The 24,573-nt window shown below is 60.9% G+C and carries 21 protein-coding genes and 1 pseudogene; 15 read left to right on the forward strand and 7 right to left on the reverse strand.

From position 1 onward, the window contains the following. Positions 1-107 precede the first annotated feature (107 nt). A complete protein-coding gene (locus tag KUV39_RS09075) occupies positions 108-1,883 on the reverse strand; it encodes an SLC13 family permease (protein WP_222459595.1) in 1,776 nt (591 codons plus the stop codon). A 189-nt stretch (positions 1,884-2,072) separates the two neighbouring features. Here KUV39_RS09075 and KUV39_RS09080 point away from each other — a divergent pair, with 189 nt between their 5' ends. After that, on the forward strand, positions 2,073-2,813 hold the full coding sequence (locus tag KUV39_RS09080) for a YebC/PmpR family DNA-binding transcriptional regulator (RefSeq protein WP_008560183.1): 741 nt from the start codon (positions 2,073-2,075) through the stop codon (positions 2,811-2,813). 148 nt (positions 2,814-2,961) lie between these two features. Here the strand turns inward: KUV39_RS09080 and KUV39_RS09085 are convergent. Together KUV39_RS09085 and KUV39_RS09090 are read right to left on the reverse strand one after the other, a co-directional pair. After that, positions 2,962-3,650, reverse strand: a pseudogene (locus KUV39_RS09085) (nitroreductase family protein). A 54-nt stretch (positions 3,651-3,704) separates the two neighbouring features. After that, complete coding sequence (locus KUV39_RS09090) at positions 3,705-4,595, reverse strand: LysR family transcriptional regulator ArgP (RefSeq protein WP_008562192.1); 891 nt, start codon at positions 4,593-4,595, stop codon at positions 3,705-3,707. A gap of 109 nt (positions 4,596-4,704) precedes the next feature. On the opposite strand from KUV39_RS09090, the gene KUV39_RS09095 reads away from it, so the two are divergent. From KUV39_RS09095 to KUV39_RS09105, 3 genes are all read left to right on the forward strand, one after another. Beyond that, complete coding sequence (locus KUV39_RS09095) at positions 4,705-5,334, forward strand: LysE/ArgO family amino acid transporter (protein WP_244998297.1); 630 nt, start codon at positions 4,705-4,707, stop codon at positions 5,332-5,334. Between the two features lie 84 nt (positions 5,335-5,418). After that, entirely contained in the window at positions 5,419-6,351 is a 933-nt protein-coding gene (locus tag KUV39_RS09100) for a DMT family transporter (protein ID WP_046211223.1), read from the forward strand. A gap of 62 nt (positions 6,352-6,413) precedes the next feature. After that, positions 6,414-7,451: a DUF1036 domain-containing protein gene (locus tag KUV39_RS09105; RefSeq protein ID WP_222459596.1), complete on the forward strand. Its 1,038-nt coding sequence runs from the start codon at positions 6,414-6,416 to the stop codon at positions 7,449-7,451. Positions 7,452-7,462: 11 nt separating this feature from the next. Here KUV39_RS09105 and betI read toward each other — a convergent pair whose 3' ends face one another. Next, on the reverse strand, positions 7,463-8,038 hold the full coding sequence (betI, locus tag KUV39_RS09110) for a choline-binding transcriptional repressor BetI (protein ID WP_008560335.1): 576 nt from the start codon (positions 8,036-8,038) through the stop codon (positions 7,463-7,465). Between the two features lie 162 nt (positions 8,039-8,200). Here betI and KUV39_RS09115 point away from each other — a divergent pair, with 162 nt between their 5' ends. From KUV39_RS09115 to KUV39_RS09135, 5 genes are all read left to right on the forward strand, one after another. Continuing rightward, the gene (locus tag KUV39_RS09115; protein ID WP_008559174.1) at positions 8,201-9,409 is read left to right on the forward strand and encodes a choline transporter; all 1,209 of its coding nucleotides are present in this window, start codon (positions 8,201-8,203) and stop codon (positions 9,407-9,409) included. A gap of 352 nt (positions 9,410-9,761) precedes the next feature. Then, entirely contained in the window at positions 9,762-11,219 is a 1,458-nt protein-coding gene (gene betB, locus KUV39_RS09120; protein WP_008560382.1) for a betaine-aldehyde dehydrogenase, read from the forward strand. Between the two features lie 93 nt (positions 11,220-11,312). Beyond that, positions 11,313-12,968, forward strand: coding sequence for a choline dehydrogenase (gene betA / locus KUV39_RS09125; protein WP_008562631.1), 1,656 nt, complete (start codon positions 11,313-11,315; stop codon positions 12,966-12,968). 151 nt (positions 12,969-13,119) lie between these two features. Further along, on the forward strand, positions 13,120-13,359 hold the full coding sequence (locus KUV39_RS09130) for an HP1242/YdcH family protein (RefSeq protein WP_008559143.1): 240 nt from the start codon (positions 13,120-13,122) through the stop codon (positions 13,357-13,359). A 278-nt stretch (positions 13,360-13,637) separates the two neighbouring features. Continuing rightward, positions 13,638-14,132 carry a P-loop nucleotide/nucleoside kinase family protein gene (locus KUV39_RS09135; protein WP_244998298.1) on the forward strand — a complete coding sequence of 165 codons (495 nt, stop codon included), beginning with the start codon at positions 13,638-13,640 and terminating at the stop codon, positions 14,130-14,132. Between the two features lie 9 nt (positions 14,133-14,141). Here KUV39_RS09135 and KUV39_RS09140 read toward each other — a convergent pair whose 3' ends face one another. The 3 genes from KUV39_RS09140 to KUV39_RS09150 all read right to left on the reverse strand — a co-directional run bounded on the left by KUV39_RS09140 (position 14,142) and on the right by KUV39_RS09150 (position 18,243). Next, the gene (locus KUV39_RS09140) at positions 14,142-15,530 is read right to left on the reverse strand and encodes a short-chain fatty acyl-CoA regulator family protein (protein ID WP_046211045.1); all 1,389 of its coding nucleotides are present in this window, start codon (positions 15,528-15,530) and stop codon (positions 14,142-14,144) included. A gap of 139 nt (positions 15,531-15,669) precedes the next feature. Continuing rightward, entirely contained in the window at positions 15,670-16,881 is a 1,212-nt protein-coding gene (locus KUV39_RS09145) for a multidrug effflux MFS transporter (RefSeq protein ID WP_222459597.1), read from the reverse strand. A 45-nt stretch (positions 16,882-16,926) separates the two neighbouring features. Beyond that, positions 16,927-18,243 carry a M10 family metallopeptidase gene (locus KUV39_RS09150; RefSeq protein WP_243445027.1) on the reverse strand — a complete coding sequence of 439 codons (1,317 nt, stop codon included), beginning with the start codon at positions 18,241-18,243 and terminating at the stop codon, positions 16,927-16,929. A 238-nt stretch (positions 18,244-18,481) separates the two neighbouring features. Here KUV39_RS09150 and KUV39_RS09155 point away from each other — a divergent pair, with 238 nt between their 5' ends. The 6 genes from KUV39_RS09155 (at position 18,482) to KUV39_RS09180 (ending at position 24,565) form a co-directional block, all read left to right on the forward strand. Continuing rightward, complete coding sequence (locus KUV39_RS09155) at positions 18,482-20,014, forward strand: acyl-CoA carboxylase subunit beta (protein WP_008561210.1); 1,533 nt, start codon at positions 18,482-18,484, stop codon at positions 20,012-20,014. Between the two features lie 276 nt (positions 20,015-20,290). Further along, complete coding sequence (locus KUV39_RS09160; RefSeq protein WP_222459599.1) at positions 20,291-20,848, forward strand: DUF6497 family protein; 558 nt, start codon at positions 20,291-20,293, stop codon at positions 20,846-20,848. 235 nt (positions 20,849-21,083) lie between these two features. Further along, the gene (locus KUV39_RS09165) at positions 21,084-21,224 is read left to right on the forward strand and encodes a hypothetical protein (protein ID WP_008562807.1); all 141 of its coding nucleotides are present in this window, start codon (positions 21,084-21,086) and stop codon (positions 21,222-21,224) included. 69 nt (positions 21,225-21,293) lie between these two features. Then, on the forward strand, positions 21,294-21,650 hold the full coding sequence (locus tag KUV39_RS09170) for a hypothetical protein (RefSeq protein WP_008560063.1): 357 nt from the start codon (positions 21,294-21,296) through the stop codon (positions 21,648-21,650). 471 nt (positions 21,651-22,121) lie between these two features. After that, positions 22,122-22,325: a hypothetical protein gene (locus tag KUV39_RS09175; protein WP_008558821.1), complete on the forward strand. Its 204-nt coding sequence runs from the start codon at positions 22,122-22,124 to the stop codon at positions 22,323-22,325. A gap of 194 nt (positions 22,326-22,519) precedes the next feature. Next, complete coding sequence (locus KUV39_RS09180) at positions 22,520-24,565, forward strand: acetyl-CoA carboxylase biotin carboxylase subunit (RefSeq protein ID WP_222459600.1); 2,046 nt, start codon at positions 22,520-22,522, stop codon at positions 24,563-24,565. Positions 24,566-24,573: the final 8 nt, after the last annotated feature.

The following is a 24,573-nucleotide window of genomic DNA, read 5'->3' on the forward strand; positions in this document are numbered from 1 at the left end:
AGCGGCAGCTGGGTGTTCAGGCAAATCCTCTGCAGGGACCCGGCAGGATGTCGTTGGGTCACGGGGGGGCAGGTGGCTTGGACAGGGGCGCAATCGTCTTGGGTGGATCAAAGCGGCCAGAACAGCAGGATCGACGGGATCGACACTGCGATAATCAGCACCTCCAGAGGCAGGCCGATGCGCCAGTAGTCGCCAAAATGGTAACCGCCGGGGCCCAGAACCAAGGTGTTGTTCTTGTGGCCGATCGGGGTGAGGAACGCCGCAGAGGCCGCCACGGCCACAGCCATCAGGAACGGGTCGGGCGACACGCCCAGCCCATTTGCCATCTGAATGCCAACCGGTGCCGCCACGATGGCCGTGGCGGTGTTGTTCAGCACATCCGACAGGGTCATTGTCACCACCATCAGCACAGTCAGGATCACCCAGGCGGGCAGACCTTCGGTCAGCGCCAGAAGACTGTCGGCAATCAACGCGGTGCCGCCCGCACTGTCCAGCGCCGCCCCAAGCGGGATCATCGACCCCAAAAGAACCACAACGGGCCATTCGATGTGGTCATACAGCTCGGCCAGGGGCAGGATCTTGGTCAGCACATAGGCCACCACGACCAGACCCAGCGCAATGGGCAGATAGATCAACCCCAGCGACGCCGCCAGAACCGCACCTGCAAACAGCGCGATGGCAAGCCATGTCTTGTCATTCGCCGTCACCGACAGGCCGCGCTCTGCCAGCGGCAGGCAACCCAGCCACTCTGTCACATCGGCGCCGCGGTCGCGCGGGCACAGCAGCAACAGGATGTCTCCGGCCTCGATTTCCTGTTGGCGGATGTGGCTGGTCAGCCTGCGCCCCTGTCGTGCCAGCCCCATCAGCACGGTGTTCTGCCGCCACGCAAGCCCAAGCGACTGCGCTGTGCGCCCCTTGATACGGGCGGTTTCCGGCACCACGACCTCGATCAGCTCCAGACCTTCGCCAGCGGCGGTCAGCTTCTCCTGCCGCGCAGCATCCGCAAAGTCGAGCGAGGTTGCGCTGCGAAACTCGTCCAGCGCCTCAGGGGTTGCCTCCAGAACGAGCGCGTCGCCCGCCCGCAGGATCTGACCTGCTGCGCGCCCATATAGACGCTTGCCATTGCGGATCAGCCCCAGGATGGCCACATCCGCCTTGTCCGCCTCCTCGTCCAGTGAGCCAAGCCGCCGATCGATCAGCGATGACCCCTCCGGCACCGTCAGCTCTGCAATATACTGCGCCAGCTGCGCCTCTGATGCCCCGGCTGCATTTTCGCGTGTCGGGATCAGGCGCCAGCCGATCAGCGCGACAAAGACCAGCCCTGCCAGGGCCGCGATGCCGCCCACCGGGGCGAAATCGAACATGGCAAAGGGCTCACCCAGGGTCTCCTGCCGGATCGCGGCAATGATGATATTGGGGGGCGTGCCAATCAGTGTCGCCATCCCGCCAAGGATGGTGGCAAAGGACAGCGGCATCAGGCTCAGCCCCGGTGCCCGCCCGGCCTTGCTTGCGGTCTGGATGTCGACCGGCATCAGCAGCGCCAATGCCGCGACGTTGTTCATGAAAGCTGACAGAACCGCACCGATCCCGCCCATCAGCGCGATATGCGCGCCCAACGCGCGGCTGCTGTCCACCAGCGTGCGCGTGATGAGAAACACCGCCCCCGACCGTACCAGCCCGGCGGAGACCACCAAAACCAGCGCCACCACAAGCGTGGCTGGATGCCCAAAGCCGGAAAACGCCTGATCCACAGGCACCACACCAACCACGACAGCGATCATCAGCGCCGAGAACGCCACCAGATCATATCTGTAACGCCCCCAAAGCAGCAGGGCAAAGACGGCGGCGAAAAGGCTGAAAAGCACGATTTGGTCAAATGTCATGCCGCCAGTCTAGTCGCTCGCGGGCAGGGGGCAACCGCTGCAATGGCGCGCGCTGCGGGAAAAAAGGACGCAATGAGCGGCACATGGGGAAGGCGCTGACAGGCGTTGCAGGGCCACAGCGCTTGAAAGCCCCCCGGTGTCGGGGCTATATGGGCGCCAGATCCAAAATTGAATTAGCAAGGATGCACCATGGCAGGCCACTCCAAATGGGCGAACATCCAGCACCGCAAAGGCCGTCAGGACGCCGCGCGGTCGAAACTGTTCTCCAAACTCTCCAAGGAAATCACCGTCGCAGCTAAGATGGGTGACCCCGATCCGGAAAAGAACCCGCGCCTGCGTCTGGCAGTCAAGGAAGCCAAAAGCCAGTCTGTCCCCAAGGACGTGATCGATCGCGCGATCAAGAAATCCCAAGGCGGCGACGCAGAGAGCTATGACGAGATCCGCTACGAAGGCTACGGCCCCAATGGCGTTGCCGTGATTGTCGAAACCATGACCGACAACAAGAACCGCACCGCCTCCACCGTGCGCTCCACCTTCTCCAAGAACGGTGGCAACCTGGGCGAGACCGGGTCTGTTGGCTTCATGTTCGACCGCAAGGGCGAAGTGACCTATCCGGCTTCTGTTGGTGATGCAGACACCGTGATGATGGCCGCGATCGAGGCGGGCGCCGAAGACGTCGAAAGCTCCGAAGAAGGCCATCTGATCTACTGCGCGGACACCGATCTGCACGAGGTGTCCAACGCATTGGAAGCAGAGCTGGGCGAATCCGAGTCGACCAAGCTGGTCTGGAAACCGACCACCACGACCGAGCTTGATCTGGAAGGCATGCAAAAGCTGATGAAGCTGGTGGATGCGCTGGAAGACGACGATGACGTCCAGCGTGTGACCACCAACTTCGAAGCCTCGGACGAGGTCATGGCGCAGCTCTGATCCGGCGTCATTCCAAAAGCTTAAAAGCCCGCCGATATGGCGGGCTTTTTTGTGTGGTGTGGTGCGGAGCGGGCGGTTCAGAAAGCCCGCCAATCAAAGGCGCCCGCGCAGGCTGTCCCGATTGGCGCGATCAAAAAACTGGGCGCAATCAGAAAAACGCTGAAATCTCCTCCAGCGGCTTTTTCATCTTGGCCACGCTTGGCACCGTTGCATCCGCTGTCGGATGACCAACCGCGATGATCATTGTCGGCTTTTCAGAGGCAGGCCGCCCCAGCGCGCCGTTCAGAAACTTCATCGGGTTGGGCGTATGGGTCAGCGTGCTGAGCCCGGCCGTGTGCAGCGCCGCCAGCAGGAACCCCGTCGCGATATTCACGCTTTCCGGCACATAGTAGTTTTATAGCGGGTGCCGTCGTCGAACTCTCCCCATCGCTGGGCGAACACCACAATCAGCCAGGGGGCGATGGTCAAATGGGGTTTGTGGGCATCGGTGCCGATCGGCTCCAGCGCCTTGATCCACTCATCTCCGGCGCCGCCTTCGTAGAAGCGGCGCTCTTCTTCCTCGGCCTCTTCACGGATCCGCGCCTTCAGCGCGGGATCAGAAATCGCGGCAAAGAACCAGGGTTGATGATTGGCGCCCGAAGGCGCGCTGCCTGCGGTGCGGATGCAGGTTTCGATAACGCTGCGCTCTACCGGCTGGTCGGTGAAATCGCGCACCGTATGGCGCTGTTGCATATGCTTCAGAAAGGCCTCGGCCTTGTCCTGCATTTCTGCCGGGCTCAGATCGGTGCGATCGGGCAGCGGCAGCGGGTCATAGGAAAGCGCGGTTCGTGCAAACATCAGTGGTCCCTGTCTTTTCTTCACCTGCAAGGCTGGCCCAACAGGTATTTTTGGCTATTGCGCTGACTGTAACAGCGTCTCCCTTGCAGAGGCCAGCACCGCCTTGGTCACATCTGCGAGGGCAGGGGCCATGACCCTGCTGACCTGCCAGGTCAGGGGAACGAAGAGCGCAGCATCTTCTTTCAGGGGACACAGCGTTCCAGAGCCAAGATGACCCGCCACCAGCTGATCCGGGTTCATGCCCCAGCCCACACCCGCAAGAGCCGCATCAATAAAGGCCTGGCTGGATGGCAGGAAATGGACCGGGGGCGCAAGCCGTTGGGCAACATGCTGCTCCAGCCAGCTGCTTTGCAGCCGGTCCTTGGCATTAAAGACCAGACAGGGCGCCCGTGCCGCGCTCTGCGCCGTCACCCCCTCGGCAAACCATCTGGCAATAAATCCGGGCGACGCGGTGGCGATATAGCGCAATGTGCCAAGGGCATAAGCGTCGCAGCCCGTGACCGGTTTGGAATGGGCCGTGACTGCCGCCGAAACCTCGCCCCGTCGCAGCCAGTCCGCGCTGTGATCCTGGTCATCCAGCACCAGATCAAACTCTACCCCCTCACAGGCCGCCATTGCCGCGATAAACCAGGTGGCGAGACTATCGGCATTGATCGCCACCCGCAGACGTGTGGCACCGGCGGCGCGATCCAGCCTCAGATCCTTGGACACCGCGGCCTCCAAAAGGGCGACATCCTCGGCGTGTTTGGCAATACGTATCCCTGCCTCGGTGCCCAGACAGGGGATGCCGCGCTGAACCAGACTGCTGCCCACGCGATCCTCAAGCGCCTTGATCCGCTGGGAAATGGCCGATGGCGTGACCGACAGAGCATGCGCCGCCGCCTCAAAGCTGCCCAGTCGAAGAACAGCCGCCAGCGCCGCGAGTTGGTTGGGGTCGAACTGCATTAGACCTTCTTAATCAGGGTCAATCTCTTTAATTTGATTACACTGCTGTGACTGGGTAGTCAAAACCTTGCCCCAACAGCTCTCGCCACTGGTAAAAGGAACAGGCCCCATGATTGCCGCCCTCTCGACGACGATCCCCCCAAGCCTGATTGCGGGGTTTTTCCTTGGCCTCAGCCTCATCATGGCGATTGGTGCGCAAAATGCCTTTGTGCTGCGTCAGGGCCTGCGGCGTCAGCATGTGTTCTGGATCTGCCTGACCTGTGCGGGATCAGATGCCCTGTTGATTGCGGCCGGGGTTTTGGGGTTTGGCTCGCTCGCTGGGGCAGTGCCTTGGTTTGAAACCGTGATGCGGCTTGGCGGCGCGGCCTTCCTGATCTGGTATGGCGCGCGCAGCCTGCGTTCTGCCTGGCAGGGCGGTGCGCAGCTGGACAGCGCGGCAGAGGAGGGCAGGGTCGTGGCCCTGCTGCCCGTGATGGCCACCGTTCTGGCGCTGACCTGGCTGAATCCGCATGTCTATCTCGACACGGTGGTGCTGCTCGGTTCGATTTCAGCGCAATATCCTGACCCGCTTCTGTTCGGGGCCGGTGCGGTCGTGGCGAGCTTTACGTTCTTCTTCAGCCTCGGCTATGGCGCTGCGGTGCTCGCCCCGGTGTTTGCCCGACCGCGCGCGTGGCAGGTGCTGGATGCTCTGGTCGGGCTCACCATGTGGGCCATCGCCGCAAAACTCTTGCTGATGTAACCAAACGTCGCGAACCCTCCCTTGCACGGATATTTCATATGTGAAGGGTTGTGGCGCGACGCGGGGAGTGATCTGATCCGCACCATGACCGACAACAGCCAAACCACAACCACCCCCCAAAGCCCTGCCAGCCAGCCGGTCATGGGGGTGTTTTGGATGCTGGTCACGGGGCTTTGCTTTGTGGCGGTGACTGCATTGGTCAAATATCTGGGCGACCGTATCCCGCCCGCGGAATCCGCGTTTCTGCGCTATCTTCTGGGGCTGGTCTTTCTGGTGCCGATGCTGCCCGCACTGCGCCGCACCGAAATCAGCAAACGGCTGTGGCAGCTGTTTGCGTTGCGCGGGTTTGTGCACACGCTGGGTGTGATCCTGTGGTTCTTTGCGATGACGCAGATCCCGCTCGCCGAGGTTACGGCGATGAACTACCTGTCGCCTATCTACGTTTCCATCGGCGCGGCCCTGTTCCTGGGAGAGCGGATGGCCCTGCGCCGCGTTGGTGCGATCGTGGTGGCGTTGATCGGCGCCCTGATCATCTTGCGCCCCGGCTTCCGCGAGGTTGAGATGGGGCATATCGCGATGCTGTTCACGGCGCTGGCGTTTGGCGCCTCCTACCTTCTGGCCAAGTCAACAGTCGGAGGCACCAACCCGGTTGTGGTGGTTGCCATGCTGTCGATTTGGGTCACCATCTTTCTTGCGCCTTTTGCAATCTCCGTCTGGGTTACGCCCAATCTGTGGGAGCTGGCCATTCTCTTTGCAGTGGCAAGTTTCGCAACCGCCGGACATTACACCATGACGCTTGCCTTTGCGGCGGCGCCGGTCACGGTGACCCAGCCGGTCACGTTCTTGCAGCTGTTGTGGGCCACGCTTTTGGGGGCTCTGGTCTTTGCCGAACCGGTCGATATCTGGGTCGTGGCTGGCGGTTGCCTGATCCTTGCGGCGGTCAGCTTTATCACCTGGCGCGAGGCGGTGCTTAAAAAACGGGCAATTACGCCCGCGAGTTTGGCGACAAAGGTTTGATTTCGTAATTCGGTTACAAAACTGTGGTAGATTTTACACCGTGGGGAAACATGGTGACTAAAATGCAGGCCATAATTGCATTTGCAATTCTTCTTGCTGCCTTGGGTTGGGGTGGCGCCACCTCTGCAGCGCCAGCGGCAGAGCGGATCCGCCTGTGCAATGATACCTCTGTGCCGCAATCCTCCTCGGTGGCGTTTCGCCGGGATGGTCAATGGATATCTGAGGGCTGGACCATGCTCCTGCCAGGGGCCTGCGCGCCGATCGTTGAGGGGCCGCTGACTAATCGGTTCTACTATTTCCGCAGTGAAAGCCCCGGCTGGACCTTCCGCGACGAGCGGATCAACTTCTGTGTCGGGCCTGAGGATTTCACCATTTTCGGCGATCATGACTGTGCCGTGCGCGGCTATCTGCCTGGCGCCTTTGCCAAAATCGACACAAGACCGGGCAGGGGGCTTGCCGTGACGGAAGAGGGCAATCTCGATGTCTACCTGTCTGCCTATTCTCTCCCCGGTGATCGCCAGGGCACTGGAGAGCTGCCGCAGCTGAAGCTGGAGGCGACCTTCACAGGCTGTGACATCCGCCGGGGTGACGGGGTGCTGCAGTGCAAGTTCACCAGCGCCAAGGGGCAGATCTGTGTGGATGATGATGGGTTCACCAGCCTCAGCATTCTGGCCGCGCTGCAAAATCTGCCCGAGGGCACGCGGGTTCAGCTGCGCGGGACTGAGGTCAATCGTTTTGACACCGTCACGCAGGCGCGTCTGGATCAGGTTGTGCCACGCCGGGACAGGGGCACAGAGCTGATGCTCGCAGATCTTGAGGGCACTTGGGTGTCAGAAGCCGACAGTTTTGACCGCTTCCGGGTCAAAGGGGCAGAGCGCACCAGTTTCTATGGCGATATCCCCACCTCGGTTGAAATGCTGTCAATCCAGTCCAGTTGCGGCGACCACAGCGGCGAGGGGCCGTATCTTCTCGCCCAGTCCAGCGATGGCGGCGGGCCGACGCTGTGTTATCGCATTCTCAGCCTTGATGAGAGCAGCCTGATCCTGGCCTATCTGCCGCTTGGCAAGGAGCTGCGGTTCAACCGCCAGCCATCGCAGTAGCCGTCAGGCGGCTAGCCCACCACCAGATCCACAACCCGATGCGCGGCCTTGCGCGCCTTGGCCGGGTCCAGCGGGACATCCGATTGCGCAGCCTGCAGCCAGACACCATCCATATAGCACTGCAACGCATGGCGCGCAGTCTCCAGCTGTTCCGGTGGAACCAGACGGCGCAGCTCTGCCAGAAAATGGCTGCGGACGCGGTTTCTGTTGATTCGGTGCAGGCGTGACAAGCGCGGCGAATAGGGCGCGCTGGCCCAGAACTGCATCCACAGGCTGCACTGCGCGACCTTGAAAAGATCGTCGTCAAAGTTGGCATCCATCACCGCATAAAGCCGGTCTTTTGGCGTATCTGCGGTTGAGTAGCCCCGGATCATCGCCTGCTTCAGCTTGTTCAGAAGATGTCGCATCGTGGCCTCCATGAGGCCTTCCTTGGAGCCGAAATAGTAGTTGATCGACGCAGCTGATGCCCCGGCTTCGCGCGCGATTTCTGCCATCGTTACAACGCCATATCCGCGCGTATGCACAGCCACGATTGTTGCCTCGATCAGCTCTTCGTTGCGGATGTCGCGAATACGTTTCCTACCCATGAGGAAAGTTTTGCGATAGCTCGGCCCATCTTTCAACTCCTGTTATGAAAAATCTGAAACTTGAATGGTCGTTCAAAAATTGGTTTGGGCGGACAGTGTTTCGTGTTATGTCAGCCCGATATGTCACTAAGGGCGATCAACGCCCATCCAAGGGAGGGACGTATGACAACAATTATCTCATTCGGGATTCTGCTGGCCTTTGCGCTGGTGGTGTTCTGCGTGATCAAGTGGTGGAACGTCCGAAATGTCGGCGTGACCCCCGTGCACCTGTTCACCTTCATCGCGATCCTGTTCACTTCCGGTCTGGATGTCGGCCTGATCATGTTCCCGCTGGCCTGGGACTTCCCGCTTTATGCCGACACCACGGCAGAGCCCGCCTATGCCTTCACCAACCCGCTGGCGCTGGAGTTCGGCTTCTGGGGCTTTTTGATCTGGGGCTTCTACTTCCTGACCACCTTCTACTTCTGTGTGATCGAACCGCGGGTGAAGTTCTTTGAAATCCCGCTGGTGAAGCTGATCAACAACATCGTGATCATCGGCACCTGCGCCTTTACCGGTGCGCTGTTCCTGATCTACCTGCCGTATTACGCCACCTTCATGGGCGACGGTGAAAGCGTCATCACGGAATTCTACGTCATCACCTTCCTGGTGATCCTGTTCGCGGCCTTCTCCTCGACCGATATCAAATACGTGCGTGTGCTGTCGGTTGGCTCCACCGCGCTGTTCCTGGCGCTGATCCTGGGGATGTGGGCCTATGCGGGCATGGGCTTTGGCCAGTTCGTTGATACTGCCTCCAACATCGGCGGCTATTTTGCGAACATCCACAAATTCATCCTGCCGCTCACCGACTACCACGAATTCTACCTGTTCTGGTGGTTCGCATGGTCGATCATGATCGGACAGTTCACCTCGCGTTTTGTGGGCGGGCTGAAGACCTGGCAGGTGCTGGCATCGCTTCTGGTGTTCCCGTCGATCCCACTGGGGATCTGGTTCTCGGTGCTGTATTTCTACCACCTGAACGGCATCGAAACGACGCTGCTGATCAACATCTCGATGGTCGCGGTTGGCATCATCTTCGTGATCAACTCGTTTGACTCGCTGATCCGCCTTTACACCGACAACCTCAACCTGTCGGCACAGCGTCTGGGCACCATTCCCTACGTGCTGGGCAATGCGGTCGTGCTGTTTGGCCTGACCCTCGCCTTCCAGAGCCAGTGGCTGCAGATCCAGTGGATCGGCACCGCAGTGATCGGGATCTATGTTGCCTGCCTGGCCTATATCATCCTGTTCAAACGCAGCGAAGTCATGAGCATCACCGCCTCGCCCGAGGAAAACGTGCTCGACTTCAACAAGATCAAGACAGCCCACTAACCCGGGCGCCCCGGCCGCTGGGCCGGGGCCTTGGGGCGCAGGCCGTGTCTGCGCCCATCCCTCATCACAGCGGCCCCGCCGCGATCCACAGACCCGGCGGTTGCGAGATCTGCACCGCCAACCAGATAGGAGACGTAGACAAGATGAACGCACCGACCATCCGCCTGACCCCGGTTGCCTCGTTGAGCGGCCTTGCGCGTCTTTGCGCGCCGATCCGCGCCTGAATTCACACTTTCGTGTCGCCAACAGGGGCGACGCGACCCGCAACCATTTGACCAGATGCATCGTTGAGCCTGACAGTCGCACGCTCAACACCCGCGAACAGACACAAGAGATTGGACGAGAACACGCCATGACCCATCCCGCACAGCCCACCGCCAGCCACTTCATCAACGGCGAATACGTCGAAGATACCAACGGCACCCCGATCCCGGTGATCTATGCCGCCACCGGCGAGCAGATCGCCACTGTCTACGCCGCGACCCCAGAGATCGTGGACCGCGCGCTGTCCACCGCAAAAGAGGCGCAAAAGGCATGGGCCAAGATGACCGGCACCGAGCGTGGCCGCATCCTGCGCCGTGCTGCCGACATCATGCGCGAACGCAACCACGAACTGTCGGTTCTGGAAACCTACGACACCGGCAAACCGCTGCAGGAAACCCTGATTGCCGACGCCACCTCCGGCGCCGACGCGCTGGAATATTTCGGCGGTCTCGCTGGCTCTCTCACCGGTGAGCACATCCCGATGGGCGAGGACTGGGTTTACACCGTGCGCGAGGCACTGGGCCTGTGTGTTGGTATCGGCGCCTGGAACTACCCGACCCAGATTGCCTGCTGGAAGGGCGCGCCTGCGCTGGCCTGCGGCAACTCGATGGTGTTCAAACCGTCTGAAACCACACCGCTCTGCGCCCTCAAAGTGGCCGAAATCCTGCACGAGGCAGGTGCCCCTGCCGGCATCTACAACGTCATCCAGGGCATGGGCGAAGTTGGCGGCGCGCTGGTCACCGATCCGCGCGTTGACAAGGTCTCGCTGACCGGCTCGGTGCCGACCGGCAAAAAGGTCTATGCCGCCGCTGCCGAAGGCATGAAGCATGTCACAATGGAACTGGGCGGCAAGTCGCCGCTGATCATCTTTGATGACGCCGACATCGACAACGCCGTCGGCGGCGCCATCAACGGCAACTTCTATTCCTCCGGTCAGGTGTGTTCGAACGGCACCCGCGTGTTCGTGCAGAAAGGCATCAAGGAAAAATTCCTCGCCCGCCTGGCAGAACGCACCGGCAACGCCATCCTGGGCGACCCGCAGGACGAGGCCACCAGCTTTGGCCCGATGGTCAGCGAAAATCAGATGAACATCGTGCTGGGCTACATCGAAAAGGGCAAAGAGGAAGGCGCGCGCCTGATCTGCGGCGGCAAACGCGCAGACATGGATGGCTACTTCATCGAACCGACCGTCTTTGCCGATGTGACGGATGACATGACCATCGCCCGTGAAGAAATCTTTGGCCCGGTGATGTCGGTTCTCGACTTCGATACCGAGGAAGAAGTCATCGCGCGCGCCAATGACACCGAATTCGGCCTGTCTGCTGGCGTGTTTACCAACGACTTCAGCCGCGCCCACCGCGTGATCGGCCAGCTGGAGGCGGGCAGCTGCTTCATCAACTCCTACAACGATGCCCCGGTCGAAGCCCCCTTCGGCGGCGTCAAGGCATCGGGTGTGGGTCGCGAGAACTCCAAAGAGGCGATCAAGCACTTCAGCCAGGTGAAATCGGTCTACGTCCGCATGGGCGACGTCGAAGCGGCGTTCTGATCGCCGGGCCATCCCGCAATCGACGCCAAACCTGAACGACGGGCGGCCCGCAAGAGGCTGCGGAGCCGCCCGACACGACTATCGAGAGACGCAATGAACGCAGATTATGTAATTGTCGGGGCCGGGTCCGCCGGCTGTGCCATCGCCTACCGCCTGTCCGAAGCAGGCCACAAGGTTCTCGTCATCGAACACGGCGGCAGCGATGCCGGGCCGTTTATCCAGATGCCGGGTGCGCTCAGCTATCCGATGAACATGCCGCTCTATGACTGGGGCTACAAATCCCAGCCCGAGCCGCATCTGGGCGGGCGCGAGCTGGTCACACCGCGCGGCAAGGTCATTGGCGGATCGTCCTCGATCAACGGCATGGTATACGTGCGCGGTCACGCGGGCGACTACAATCACTGGGCCGAAAGCGGCGCAACTGGCTGGTCCTATGCTGACGTGCTGCCCTACTTCAAGCGCATGGAAACCTGGACCCCCCGAGGCCAGGGCGGCGATCCCGATTGGCGCGGCAAGGATGGCCCGCTGCATGTCACACGCGGTCCGCGCGACAACCCGCTGCATGATGCCTTTGTCCAGGCGGGCGAACAGGCGGGCTACCCGGTTACCGAAGACTACAATGGCGAGCAGCAAGAGGGCTTTGGCCCGATGGAAATGACCGTCTACAAAGGTCAGCGCTGGTCCGCCGCCAACGCCTATCTGAAGCCCGCGCTCAAGCGGGACAACTGCGAACTGACCCGTGCCTTCGCCCGTCGCGTGGTGATCGAAGAGGGCCGCGCCGTCGGCGTTGAGGTCGAGCGCGGTGGCAAGATCGAAGTGATCCGCGCCAACCGCGAAGTGATCCTTTCGGCGTCCTCCATCAACTCGCCCAAACTGCTCATGCTCTCCGGCATCGGCCCGGCAGCCCATCTGGCGGAACATGGCATCGAGGTGGTCGCAGATCGCCCCGGCGTTGGTCAGAACCTGCAGGATCACCTGGAATTCTACTTCCAATACGCCTCCAAACAGCCGATCACGCTCTACAAATACTGGAACCTTCTGGGCAAGGCCTGGGTGGGCGCGCAGTGGCTGTTCACCAAAACCGGTCTTGGCGCCTCCAACCAGTTCGAAAGCGCGGCCTTCATCCGTTCCGACAAAGGCGTGGACTACCCGGATATTCAGTACCACTTCCTGCCCATCGCCGTGCGCTACGACGGTCAGGCCGCAGCCGAAGGCCATGGCTTCCAGGCGCATGTGGGCCCGATGCGCTCGGATTCGCGTGGGGAAATCACCCTCGCATCCAGCGACCCCAAAGACGCGCCAAAGATCCTGTTCAACTACATGTCGACGGAAAAGGATTGGGAAGACTTCCGCAAATGTATCCGCCTCACCCGCGAGATCTTTGGTCAGGACGCCATGAAGCCCTTCGTCAAACATGAAATCCAGCCGGGCGACGCCCTGCAAAGCGATGAAGAGCTGAACGGCTTTATCCGCGAGCACGTCGAAAGCGCCTATCACCCCTGTGGTACCTGCAAAATGGGCGCCGTGGACGATCCGATGGCGGTGGTTGACCCGGAATGCCGTGTGATCGGCGTCGATGGCCTGCGCGTCGCGGACAGCTCGATCTTCCCGCGCATCACCAACGGCAACCTCAACGGCCCCTCGATCATGACCGGCGAAAAAGCGTCGGATCATATCCTTGGCCGTCGCCTGCCGTCTTCAAATGCCCAAGCGTGGTTCAATCCGAATTGGGAAACATCCCAGCGCTGACCCCTGACATAGCTTTCCCTGAAACGCCCGCTGCACCTGGTTGCGCGGGCGTCTTTTTTTGTCGCGGAGCAGTCCAGTTTGATCCGGGTCAAAGTGGCGGGGCAGGGCGGCGGCTAACGTCACCCTGAAGCTAGAAAGAAGGAGCGAACAGATGTCCAACACCCCCCATGAGCTTGCCGCCGAATTCCCGGAAAAGCGCGACCAGATCCACGCGCTGAAACAATCCGACGCGCATTTCGCCAAGCTGGCAGACAGCTACCACGAGGTGAACCGCGCCGTGCACCGCGCCGAAACCAACGTAGAGCCCGTCAGCGAACAGGCCGAAACCGAGATGCGCAAACAGCGCGCTGCGCTCAAGGACGAAATCTGGGGCATTCTGGCCAAGGCCTGAGCCACCGCGCACAACTGAAAAGATCACGAAACAGGGCGTCCATCGGGCGCCCTTTTGGTCTGCCCGCCACCTAGATGACTATCCCCGTGCGGACAGGTTTTTCTGGACAGCACGGGACATTTGCGGCACCACATCCCAATGATGAGCCCGTTTCACACATCAGCCGCGCGTCTGATCGCGCGAATTACCATCCCGGCCTGAACCGCCGGGCCGGGTATTCCTGTCTGAAACACCTGCGCCGCCTGAGCGCGCGCGCCTCATCATATCAAAGGTTTCTCATGTCCCACGACACCCCTCTGCTGCATATGATCTGCGGCAAGATCGCTGCTGGAAAATCCACACTCGCCAAAGAGCTGGCCAAGGCAGATCACACCATCCTCATCAGTGAAGATACCTGGCTCCACGCGCTGTTTGGCGATCAGATGGCCAGTTTGCAGGATTATGTGCGCTGTGCTGCGCGGCTGCGCACGGTGCTTGGCCCCCATGTCGCGCAGCTGTTGCGGGCAGGCAGCTGCGTTGTGCTGGATTTCCCCGCCAATACGGTCGAAGCCCGCGCCTGGATGCGCGGCATCCTTGACCAAAGCGGGGCGGATCACTGCTTGCATCTGCTGGCACCGCCGGATGACGTCTGCATCGCCCGAATGCACGCCCGCACCGCAGCGGGTGATCATCCCTTTGCGCTAAGCGAGGCGCAGTTTCATCGTGTTTCCAAACACTTCGTTCCGCCCCAACCCGAAGAGGGGTTCAAGATCCTTCGCCATGATGCGCGCTAGTTGCGCGGCTCAGTTCACCTCGTAGGGCAGAACCCCCCGCTGGTCCGTGTTGATGCTCAGTCGGCGCTCCAGCGGGGGGACTGAGCGTTGATGGCAGTCGGGCCGCTCGCAGATCCGGCAGGAAATGCCAATCGGCTCGTAGGCGCTGTCATTGCTCACATCCAGGCCGTCCGCATAAACCAGCGCATCGGCGTGGCGCACCTCGCAGCCAAGGGCAATCGCATAGCGCCGCACCGGAGAGCCAAAAGAGCCGCCAGGTTTTGAGACATCACGCGCCAGCGAGATATAGCGCACCCCGTCGGGGGTTTCCGCCAGCTGACGCAGAAATCGACCGGGGGTTTCAAATGCACGGTGCACGTTCCACAGCGGGCAGGCACCGCCAAAGCGGGCAAACTGCAACCGCGTGGCAGAATGCCGTTTGGTGATCGTGCCCGCCTGATCCACCCGGACAAAGAAAAACGGCACGCCCTTGGCGCCGGGGCGCTGCAGCGTCGACAGACGGTGGGCGACCTGTTCAATAGAGGCGCCAAAACGCGTGGACAGCAGCTCCAGATCATGCCGGCAGCTCTGCGCCGCCTCCAGAAACGCCTGATATGGCATCATCGCCGCGCCTGCGAAGTAGTTTGCCAATCCAATCTTGGCGATAGAGCGCGCCGCATCGCTTTGGAACCGCGCAAAATCCAGCGTCGCCTCCAGAAGATCATTCTGGCGCAGCAGCGCCACCTGCAGCAACAGCTGAAACAGCTGCGTCTGCGGCGACGCACGGTTGGACAGATGCAGCACCTTGTTGGCGGCATCATAGCTGCGCAACCCGTCGATGTCGCTCCAGGCGACGGTGATATCCGCGTGTTCCAACGCCGCGACGGCGGCGTTGCGGGGATCAAGACGGCCCGCAAAATGTTCTGCTGCGCGGTCCACCGCATCGATATAGTTGTCGCAATAATGGAAGAAATCGCGCACTTCCTCCCAGGGAGAGGCCTGAATGCGCGCGTCCTCGCGGCCCAGTGCCTCATCCAGCGAGGCAAGCCGCTCGTGGGTCTGGCGATAGGCGCGATGCAGGGTCAGAAACGCCCGCGCCAGCGCCGGTGCATTTGACGCAGTAAGCCGCAGATCCGCCATCGGGGGGGCATCACTGGCAAACACCGGATCGGCCATCACTTCGCGCATGTCGCTGACCAGCCGCTCGCTGTCGCCGGTCGACAGCTCCGTCACGTCCAGACCAAACTCTTGCGCCAACGCCAGAACCACCGTGGTCGAAACCGGGCGGTTGTTGTTTTCCATCTGGTTGAGATAGGGCAGGGACACGCCGAGTTTTGCAGCAAATTCCTTCTGCGTCAGGGACAGGCGCGTGCGCATCTCCCGCAGCTTTGCCCCGGCATAAAGTTTCTGTTGCGCCACGGCTGACACCCTTTGCAAATCCTGGATGCCGGAACTGTAGAATTGCAAACCCTACGGTGCAAGCCCTCTGGCGTGCCATCGGTCCTGACGTGCGAATGGCCCGACGTGCAAATGGCCCGCCGCGAAATAGCCTGCCGCGTCAGAGGCCGAGTTGGCGTTCGCGGCGGATCACCACGATGATAGAGACAAAGCCCAGAACAGCGGTCGCCATCATCAGCTCCAGCAGCGGCGCAGCAGTGGCGCCGTCACCCAGCAGATAACCAGCATAAGCGCTAAGCCCGGCACCCACCCCGATCATGATCGCCCCCGCCAGCCCAGAGGCCGTGCCGGCCAGATGCGGGCGCACGGAAATGGCGCCGGCGGTGGCATTTGGAATGCACATGCCATTGCCCAGCCCCACCAATGTCATGAACCCAAAGAAGGAATAAACGCTGTCCAGCCCCATCACCGCTAGCGCCATGGAAACCCCGACGCCGACGCTGTTGATGATGCAGCCGCGCAGCACCATCTGGTTCACCCCAATCCGGGTGGAAAAGCGCCCGGAAACGAAGTTGCCGAGGAAATAGCCAATGGCAGGGGTGGAAAAGTAAACGCCCAGCTCTGCTGCGGTCAGCCCGTAGATCTGGGTGCCGACATAGGGCGCGCCACCCAGATAGGCAAAAAACGCACCCGACGACATGCCGGAGGCCAGCGAATACCCCCAGAACCGGGGCGAGCGCAGCAATTCCGGATATTCGCGGAACTGGGCAATCAGGGTCTTGCCGCTTTTGGTGGCGGTTTCGCCCAGATCGAGATAGGTGATGGCAAAGGTTGCCCCGCCAAGCAGCATCAGCAGCCAGAAATTGGCCTGCCAGCCCATGCTCTCTTCAAGAAAGCCGCCAATCACCGGGCCAATCATCGGCACCACGGCCATGCCCATGGTGACATAGCCGATCATGCTGGCAGCTTCCGGGCCGTCATAAATGTCGCGCACTGCCGCCCGGCTTAGCACCATCGCGGCCGCTACAATTGCCTGGCACATCCGGAAGAACAGGAAAATCTCGGCCGTTGGGGCAAACAGGCAGCCAAGCGTGGCCACCAGAAACAGCGCAACCCCCCACAGGATCACGGGCCTGCGCCCCAGTTTGTCGGAAATTGGCCCGACAAAGATCTGCACACCGGCGCTCACCGCGAGGTAGAGCGCAACAGACAGCTGCATCAGGCTGTAATCGGCTTGGAAATACCGCGCCATCCCGGGGAGGGAGGGCAGGAAAATGTTCATGGCAAGCGCCGAAAGCCCGGAGAGCAGGATCAGTGTGCCAAGGGTGGGGTTGGTGGAGCGGTTGAGAAACCGCCGCGGATTGCTTCGCATGTGAAGGATCTAGGGCAGCCCGCGGCGATTGTCCATAAGGGCGGATCAGACCAGCAGATCGTCGCTGATTTGATCCAGCGTCACATTTCGCAGGGTCAGGCTGTGGTTGCCGTCAAAGTCAAAGACAACATCGTTGCCCACTTCGCTGGCCCGCGCCAGCACCTGGTCTGCCGTGCCGTGGCCGCGGATGTGCAACGTATCGATATCATCCTGGAAATCGCGGATCGTATCATTGCCGGTGTTGCCAAAGAACTGAAAGGTATCCGCCCCGCCCATTCCCTGCATCTGGTCGTTGCCAAGTTGGCCGTTCAGAGTATCCCGTCCAGGCCCTCCCAAAAGCAGATCGTTGCCGGAGTTGCCAAGCAGCCGGTCATTGCCATAGCCGCCCTTGAGCGTGTCGCGCCCGCTGCCGCCCTTGAGGATATCGACACCACCGTTGCCGACAAGGCTGTCATTGCCGGTCTCACCAAGGAGCGTGTCGCGCCCCCGCCCGCCGGTCAGCTGATTGTTGCTGCCATTGCCGGTCAGCCGGTCCCGGCCAAGGCCGCCAATGGCGTTTTCGATGGTCACACCATGGCCGATCACCACGTCGCTGTCGGCATCAAAACTGGAGAAGGCCATCTGCCGCAGATCCAGCCTGACACCGCTGCTGCGATCACTTGCATCAAAGGTATCAACACCGCCGGTGTCCCAGATCAGGTCCACGGTGTCGGTGCGCGCACCGCTGTAGGTGGTATTGCCGCTGTTGTATTGCGCCGCACCCCAGATGTCCTGCAGGGCAATCACATCGAATAGCATCATCGCATCGCTATCCAACCCGTTGATTGGATTGGGGGAATAGGACATGACCGTATAGAGGTTGTTTTCAAATTCCGCAGGCAGGGCCGGGTTGGCCTCGAAACTGTGCTGCAGGCCCATCGCATGGCCGATCTCATGCAGGATCAGGCTCTCGCGGTCGTCGCGCGACATGTCCTGCTGGTTGTCGAATACGGCAAAACCATCCCATCTGGTGATGGTGGTTCCGCGATAGCCGATGCTGTAGCCGCCAATACCCACGGTAGAGCCCGGAATGGACACCAGCCCGAGGTTGAGATCCGGATCGCTTTGCCCGTTCACCTCAACGAAATCGACGTTCAGAAAGGTCTCGATATGGGCAAAGGCTTCGCGGAAGTTCTCACGCTCGGCGGCGGTGAAGGTCTGCCAGTCGTAGAATGTCGTGTTGGTTGGCAGGTCGGCAGGCTCTGTGGTGTCTGCGAACTGGTAGGTGATCGTCAGGCGCGGCGCATTTGCGGTGTTCAGCGGGTCGCTGTTGTAAAAACTGTCGAACTGCATCGCCTGAATGATCTGGGAGGGCTGTAGCATGGGGGGCGTTCCGTTTCCGTTGGTCGTCCCCGGTGATACGATCACTCCCGGCAGCACATCAAGAAGGCCGGCCCCCTGGCCATGATCTGCGCGGGTTTGCGCTGGGTTTGCGCAGGAATGAGCCGATTTGCAAATTAGCGGTTGAGTTTCGCAAAGACTTTGCAAATTTGCCATTAATCCCTTTGGGTTCGCCGCATGCACGTCTATGGTCAGCGGAAATTCATGAGGGGACAAAGCCATGAAAGATATCCTTTCCGAGCTGGAAGACCGTCGCGAAGCAGCGCGGCTGGGTGGCGGACAAAAGCGGATCGATGCGCAGCACGGCCGCGGCAAGCTGACCGCGCGCGAGCGGATTGAACTGCTGCTGGATGAAGGCAGCTTTGAAGAATTCGATATGTTCGTGGCGCACCGCTGCACCGATTTCGGGATGGAAAAACAGCGTCCTGCGGGCGACGGCGTGGTCACCGGCTGGGGCACCATCAATGGCCGAATGGTCTATGTGTTCAGCCAGGACTTCACCGTTTTCGGCGGCTCTCTCTCTGAAACCCATGCCCAGAAAATCTGCAAGATCATGGACATGGCCATGCAGAACGGTGCGCCCGTCATCGGCATCAACGATTCCGGTGGTGCGCGTATTCAGGAAGGGGTGGCCTCGCTTGCAGGCTACGCCGAGGTATTTCAGCGCAACATCATGGCATCGGGCGTGATCCCGCAGATCTCTGTCATCATGGGGCCATGTGCGGGTGGTGCGGTCTATTCGCCTGCGATGACCGACTTCATCTTTATGGTGAAAGACACCTCTTACATGTTCGTCACCGGGCCCGACGTTGTGAAAACCGTCACCAACGAGGTGGTCACCGCCGAAGAGCTGGGGGGCGCCTCGACCCACACCAGGAAATCCTCTGTCGCGGATGGCGCGTTTGAAAACGACGTCGAAGCCCTGGCCGAGGTGCGCCGACTGGTGGATTTCCTGCCGCTCAACAACCGCGAAAAACCGCCTGTGCGTCCGTTCTTTGATGAGCCGGGCCGGGTTGAGGCCTCGCTTGATACGCTGATCCCTGAAAACCCCAACACCCCTTACGACATGAAGGAACTGATCCTGAAGGTCGCGGATGAGGGGGATTTTTACGAAATTCAGGAAGATTACGCCAAGAACATCATCACCGGCTTCATCCGCCTTGAGGGGCAGACCGTGGGTGTTGTTGCCAACCAGCCGATGGTGCTGGCGGGCTGTCTCGACATCGACAGCAGCCGCAAGGCAGCGCGCTTTGTCCGCTTCTGTGACTGTTTCGAAATTCCGATCCTGACCCTTGTGGATGTTCCGGGCTTTCTGCCGGGCACCAGCCAGGAATATGGCGGTGTCATCAAGCACGGCGCAAAGCTGCTGTTTGCCTATGGCGAAGCGACGGTGCCAAAAGTGACCGTGATCACGCGCAAGGCCTATGGTGGTGCGTATGACGTGATGGCCTCCAAACATCTGCGCGGTGATTTCAACTATGCCTGGCCGACGGCGGAAATCGCGGTGATGGGGGCCAAGGGGGCGACCGAAATCATCCATCGCGCCGATCTGGGCGATGCGGAAAAGATTGCCGAGCATACCAAGGACTATGAAGAGCGTTTCGCCAATCCGTTTGTGGCGGCCGAACGGGGCTTCATCGACGAGGTGATCATGCCGCAATCGACCCGCAAACGCGTCAGCCGCGCCTTTGCATCGCTGCGCAACAAACAGCTCAAGAACCCCTGGAAGAAGCACGACAACATTCCTCTGTAACACCGGCGGGCGCCGGAACACCTGCCACAGAGCGTTGCGGGCAAAGGTAAATAACCTCTTGGTTGTTTCTGATTTGTTCCGCTCACCTTTCGCGGATCTGCGGCAGGGATCACCCAGCCAGTGTTCGGCGCCCGGCAAAGCGGTTGAATTTCAACAGCCTGGAACCAATCCCTCATCCACGTGGGGATTGTTCACGAAATGCGATCAATTTGAGCGATCAACGCGACTGCTGCTCAAATTAACCTCAACGTTTGACACCGGAGCCGAATCTGCCCCATGATCCGCGCCAGCTCATATCGGACAGCGCGCACTGCGTGTGACGCGCCTGCAGCCCCGACAGGAGGAGCCCAAGTCTTTTGGGGTCGGGGCTGCGGAAATGAGCTGTCTTTTACCGACATCGACGGGCGTATCAGCAGATCTGTCACCAGTGCCCTGCGCCACGCGCTGGCGGTTTCGGCGCTTTGCCTGACGCCGTTTGCTGCGGGTGCGGCAGGGGCGCAGACGGTCGATGTGCCTTCGGGTCTTAGCGTTACGTTGCAGGAGGTGTTGCTGGATGAAACACCGGGAGAGCTGTGGGTGCGGTTTCGCTTCCTCGCCCCGCAGATCGCGCGCGCCCTGAACGAGGTCAGCTTTGAGACGGCAGAGCCGGACATGAACCACCTCTGTCATACGCTGGTTTTGCCCTACCTCAGCCAGCACACGCTGTCGCCCGCTCGGATCGTGATCTCCTTGTCGGACCGGTTTGTGCCCTTCGGTGCGATGGATGCCGAGGCGACGCAGTTTTTCGAAACCTACCGCCCCGAAGGTGACGCCTGCCTGTGGGAGGCCTTCTGATGGCTGCGCATCTCCATCACCTCATCGCCCCCAAACCCCTGTCTGGACAGGCGAACTGGCGCTTTTTTGCAGCTTTGTCGGCAGATATTCACGCGCCTTGGTCTTTGTCATGTGAAATGCAACGACTCTCGGCTATCCTGCATGCGGATCACCTTCCCGTGATCCGTCATTTGAGGATGAGGCTGGCGTCGGCCACAGGCCACGCAGGTTTCAAAGACACAATTAGGAGACAGAAATGTCCAAGAGCATCAAACTCGTTGCCCTGGCGGGCCTGCTCGCCGCAGTCGCAGCCTGCGCACAGCAGGAAGAAGAATATGTTGTGGTTGAGCCCGAGCCCATCTCGGTCGAACCGGTCCACACCGGCAAGTACAAGTAATCACTACAGGGGTCCGGCCCTGCGGCCGGATTCCACCGTCCCGCGGGGTGCCGGATCGGAGGCACCATCATGTTGAAACATCGCGGGTTCCCCGGCCGTCTGCCGGGCACAGATTTTCAATTCATCATCCGCCGCCCCAACCCCAAGGGGGTGACACCCATCACGCGGCGCGAACGCTTTCGCGACCGCCGTCCTGCCGACCGGCGCGCCGATGCCGGTTTCATGCAGGCGCTGTGGGAAAACTTTGGCGATCAGCCCTTTGAACGCGGCAATCTCGACGCCGGCCGTCTGAGCTGGCTGTTCGGCCGCGAGGTGATCCCGGCAGAAGAGCCGTTTGATCCCGCAAGCTATGAGGCCCTGCTGGTCATTGATGTCTCGGTCGCGCAGCTGTCCTTTCCCGAAGTCTTCGAAGGGGGCGGCTACTGATATGGCGGCCTGGCTCACATATCCTTCTGCCGCGGCGCCGTTGTCCCTTGTGGGCGCTGGCGTGCAGGGGGCGTGGGCCGGGGCATCCGTTCGTCGGACATATGCCGCGCAATCCTGGGCTTTCGGCGTAAATCTGCAAGCGTATCCGCGATTTGCGCGACTTCCTGCCAAATCCGCGGGGCAGCCAAGACAGGGGCTGTGCCGGGCTGATCGCCCGTGCATGGTGGGGATGACAGCACAGGCTGTCACGCATCTGATCCAGCCCCTTCGCCTGGAAGGGCAGGTCTGCCCCCCCAATCGCGGCCTGCCCATTTTTTTCTCGGATGCAGAGGCGGAAGCTTGCCAATTGCCCCCCAGTGTTTGGCAGGCTCCCGCGCATAAATCCGCTGGAAATTCCTTCGTATTGTCCTACCGTTATCGCACGGCAAAGAGTTGCGCGAGCAATCAGACAAACAGCAAAGGACTACGCTCATGCAGGCAAAGCTCATCATCGCGGCATTCGCAGCTTGTACCGGCCTGGCGGCCTGTGGCGACACCACGGGCGAACAGGTGGTTTACGGGGCAGGGGCCGGCGCGCTCGGTTCGGCTCTCATTGATGGCAATCTCGTCACCGGCGCCGCTGTCGGCGCTGCGGCCAATGTCATCTACTGCAAGGAAAACCCGCGCAAGTGCTGATGCACCTGTTCTGATTTCTGCTGGTCTCGTGACGCCCCGCGCATTCGGGGCGGCCAAGGCCTGCGCCATCACCACCAAAAGGCTGCGCCCGGAGACCCCTCCGGCGCGGCCTTTTTCGTGTTCCGACCATCCAAGACACCGTGCCGCCCACCGGTCGGCACCTCATCCAAGACATCGAAGACAAGGGACTGCCTATGTTTGATAAGATCCTGATCGCCAACCGGGGCGAGATCGCCTGCCGCGTCATCAAGACGGCCCGCAAGATGGGCATCAAGACCGTTGCCATCTATTCCGACGCCGACAAACAGTCTCTGCATGTGAAAATGGCCGATGAAGCCGTGCACATCGGCCCGCCACCGGCAAACCAGTCCTACATCGTCATCGACAAGGTGATGGAGGCGATCAAACAGACCGGCGCGCAGGCGGTGCATCCGGGCTATGGCTTCCTGTCGGAAAACGCCAAATTCGCCGAGGCGCTCGAGGCCGCCGGCGTGGCCTTTGTCGGCCCCCCGAAGGGCGCAATCGAGGCGATGGGCGACAAGATCACCTCCAAGAAGATCGCGCAGGAGGCAGGCGTTTCGACCGTTCCGGGCTACATGGGCCTGATCGAGGACGCGGAAGAGGCGGTGAAGATTTCCAATGAAATCGGCTACCCGGTGATGATCAAGGCCTCCGCCGGTGGCGGCGGCAAGGGCATGCGGATTGCCTGGAACGACGAAGAGGCCCGCGAAGGGTTTCAGTCCTCCAAGAACGAGGCCGCGAACTCCTTTGGCGATGACCGGATTTTCATTGAGAAATTCGTAACGCAACCGCGCCACATCGAAATTCAGGTGCTCTGCGATGCCCACGGCAACGGAATCTACCTGGGCGAGCGGGAATGCTCCATCCAGCGCCGCAACCAGAAAGTCGTCGAAGAGGCCCCGTCGCCCTTCCTTGACGAAGAAACCCGCCGCGCGATGGGCGAACAGTCGGTCGCATTGGCCAAGGCTGTTGGCTATGCCTCTGCCGGGACCGTGGAATTCATCGTCGACGGGGAAAAGAACTTCTATTTCCTTGAAATGAACACCCGCCTGCAGGTGGAACACCCCGTGACAGAGCTGATCACCGGTGTCGATCTGGTAGAGCAGATGATCCGCGTCGCCAATGGCGAGCCGCTGACCATCGCACAAGAGGACGTGCAGCTGAACGGCTGGGCGATCGAAAACCGTCTTTACGCCGAAGACCCCTATCGCAACTTCCTGCCGTCCATCGGCCGTCTGACCCGCTATCGCCCACCGATGGAGGTTGCAGCGGGTCCGATGGTGGACAACAACGTCTGGCATGGCGATGCCCCCACGGGTGAAACCGCGGTGCGCAATGATACCGGCGTCTTTGAAGGCGGCGAAATCTCGATGTACTACGACCCGATGATCGCCAAGCTCTGCACCTGGGGCCCGACCCGCGACAAGGCGATCGAGGCTATGCGCGTGGCGCTCGACAGCTTCGAGGTCGAAGGCATCGGTCACAACCTGCCATTTGTGGCTGCCGTGATGGATCACCCGAAATTCATCTCCGGGGAAATGACCACCGCTTTCATCGCCGAGGAATACCCCGACGGGTTTGAAGGCGTGAACCTGCCAGACAGCGATCTGCGCCGGATCGCTGCGGCCTGTGCCGCAATGCACCGGGTTGCCGAAATCCGCCGCACCCGCGTGTCGGGCCGGATGGACAACCACGAACGCAAGGTCGGCACCGACTGGGTTGTCTCCCTTCAGGGGCAGGATCACGCGGTCACCATCGATGCAGATCGTGACGGCTCTACCGTGGGCTTTGGCGATGGCACTGCGCTGCGCATCACCTCTGACTGGACGCCGGGTGATCAGCTGGCCCATATCGAAGTCGACGGCAGCCCGCTGGTGCTGAAGGTTGGCAAGATCTCCGGCGGTTTCCGGATCCGCTCGCGCGGGGCGGATCTGAAGGTGCATGTGCGCACCCCCCGTCAGGCTGAACTGGCCAAGCTGATGCCGGAGAAACTGCCGCCGGACACCTCCAAGATGCTGCTGTGCCCGATGCCGGGTCTGGTGGTGAAACTGGATGTCGAAGTCGGTCAGGAAGTGCAGGAAGGCCAGGCGCTGTGCACCATCGAGGCGATGAAGATGGAAAACATCCTGCGCGCCGAGAAAAAGGGCGTGGTCAGCGCGATCAATGCCGCCCCCGGTGACAGCCTCGCCGTTGACGAAGTGATCATGGAATTCGAGTAACACGAGCC

Origin of the sequence: Phaeobacter italicus (assembly GCF_019801785.1) — a bacterium.
Taxonomy (GTDB): domain Bacteria; phylum Pseudomonadota; class Alphaproteobacteria; order Rhodobacterales; family Rhodobacteraceae; genus Phaeobacter; species Phaeobacter italicus.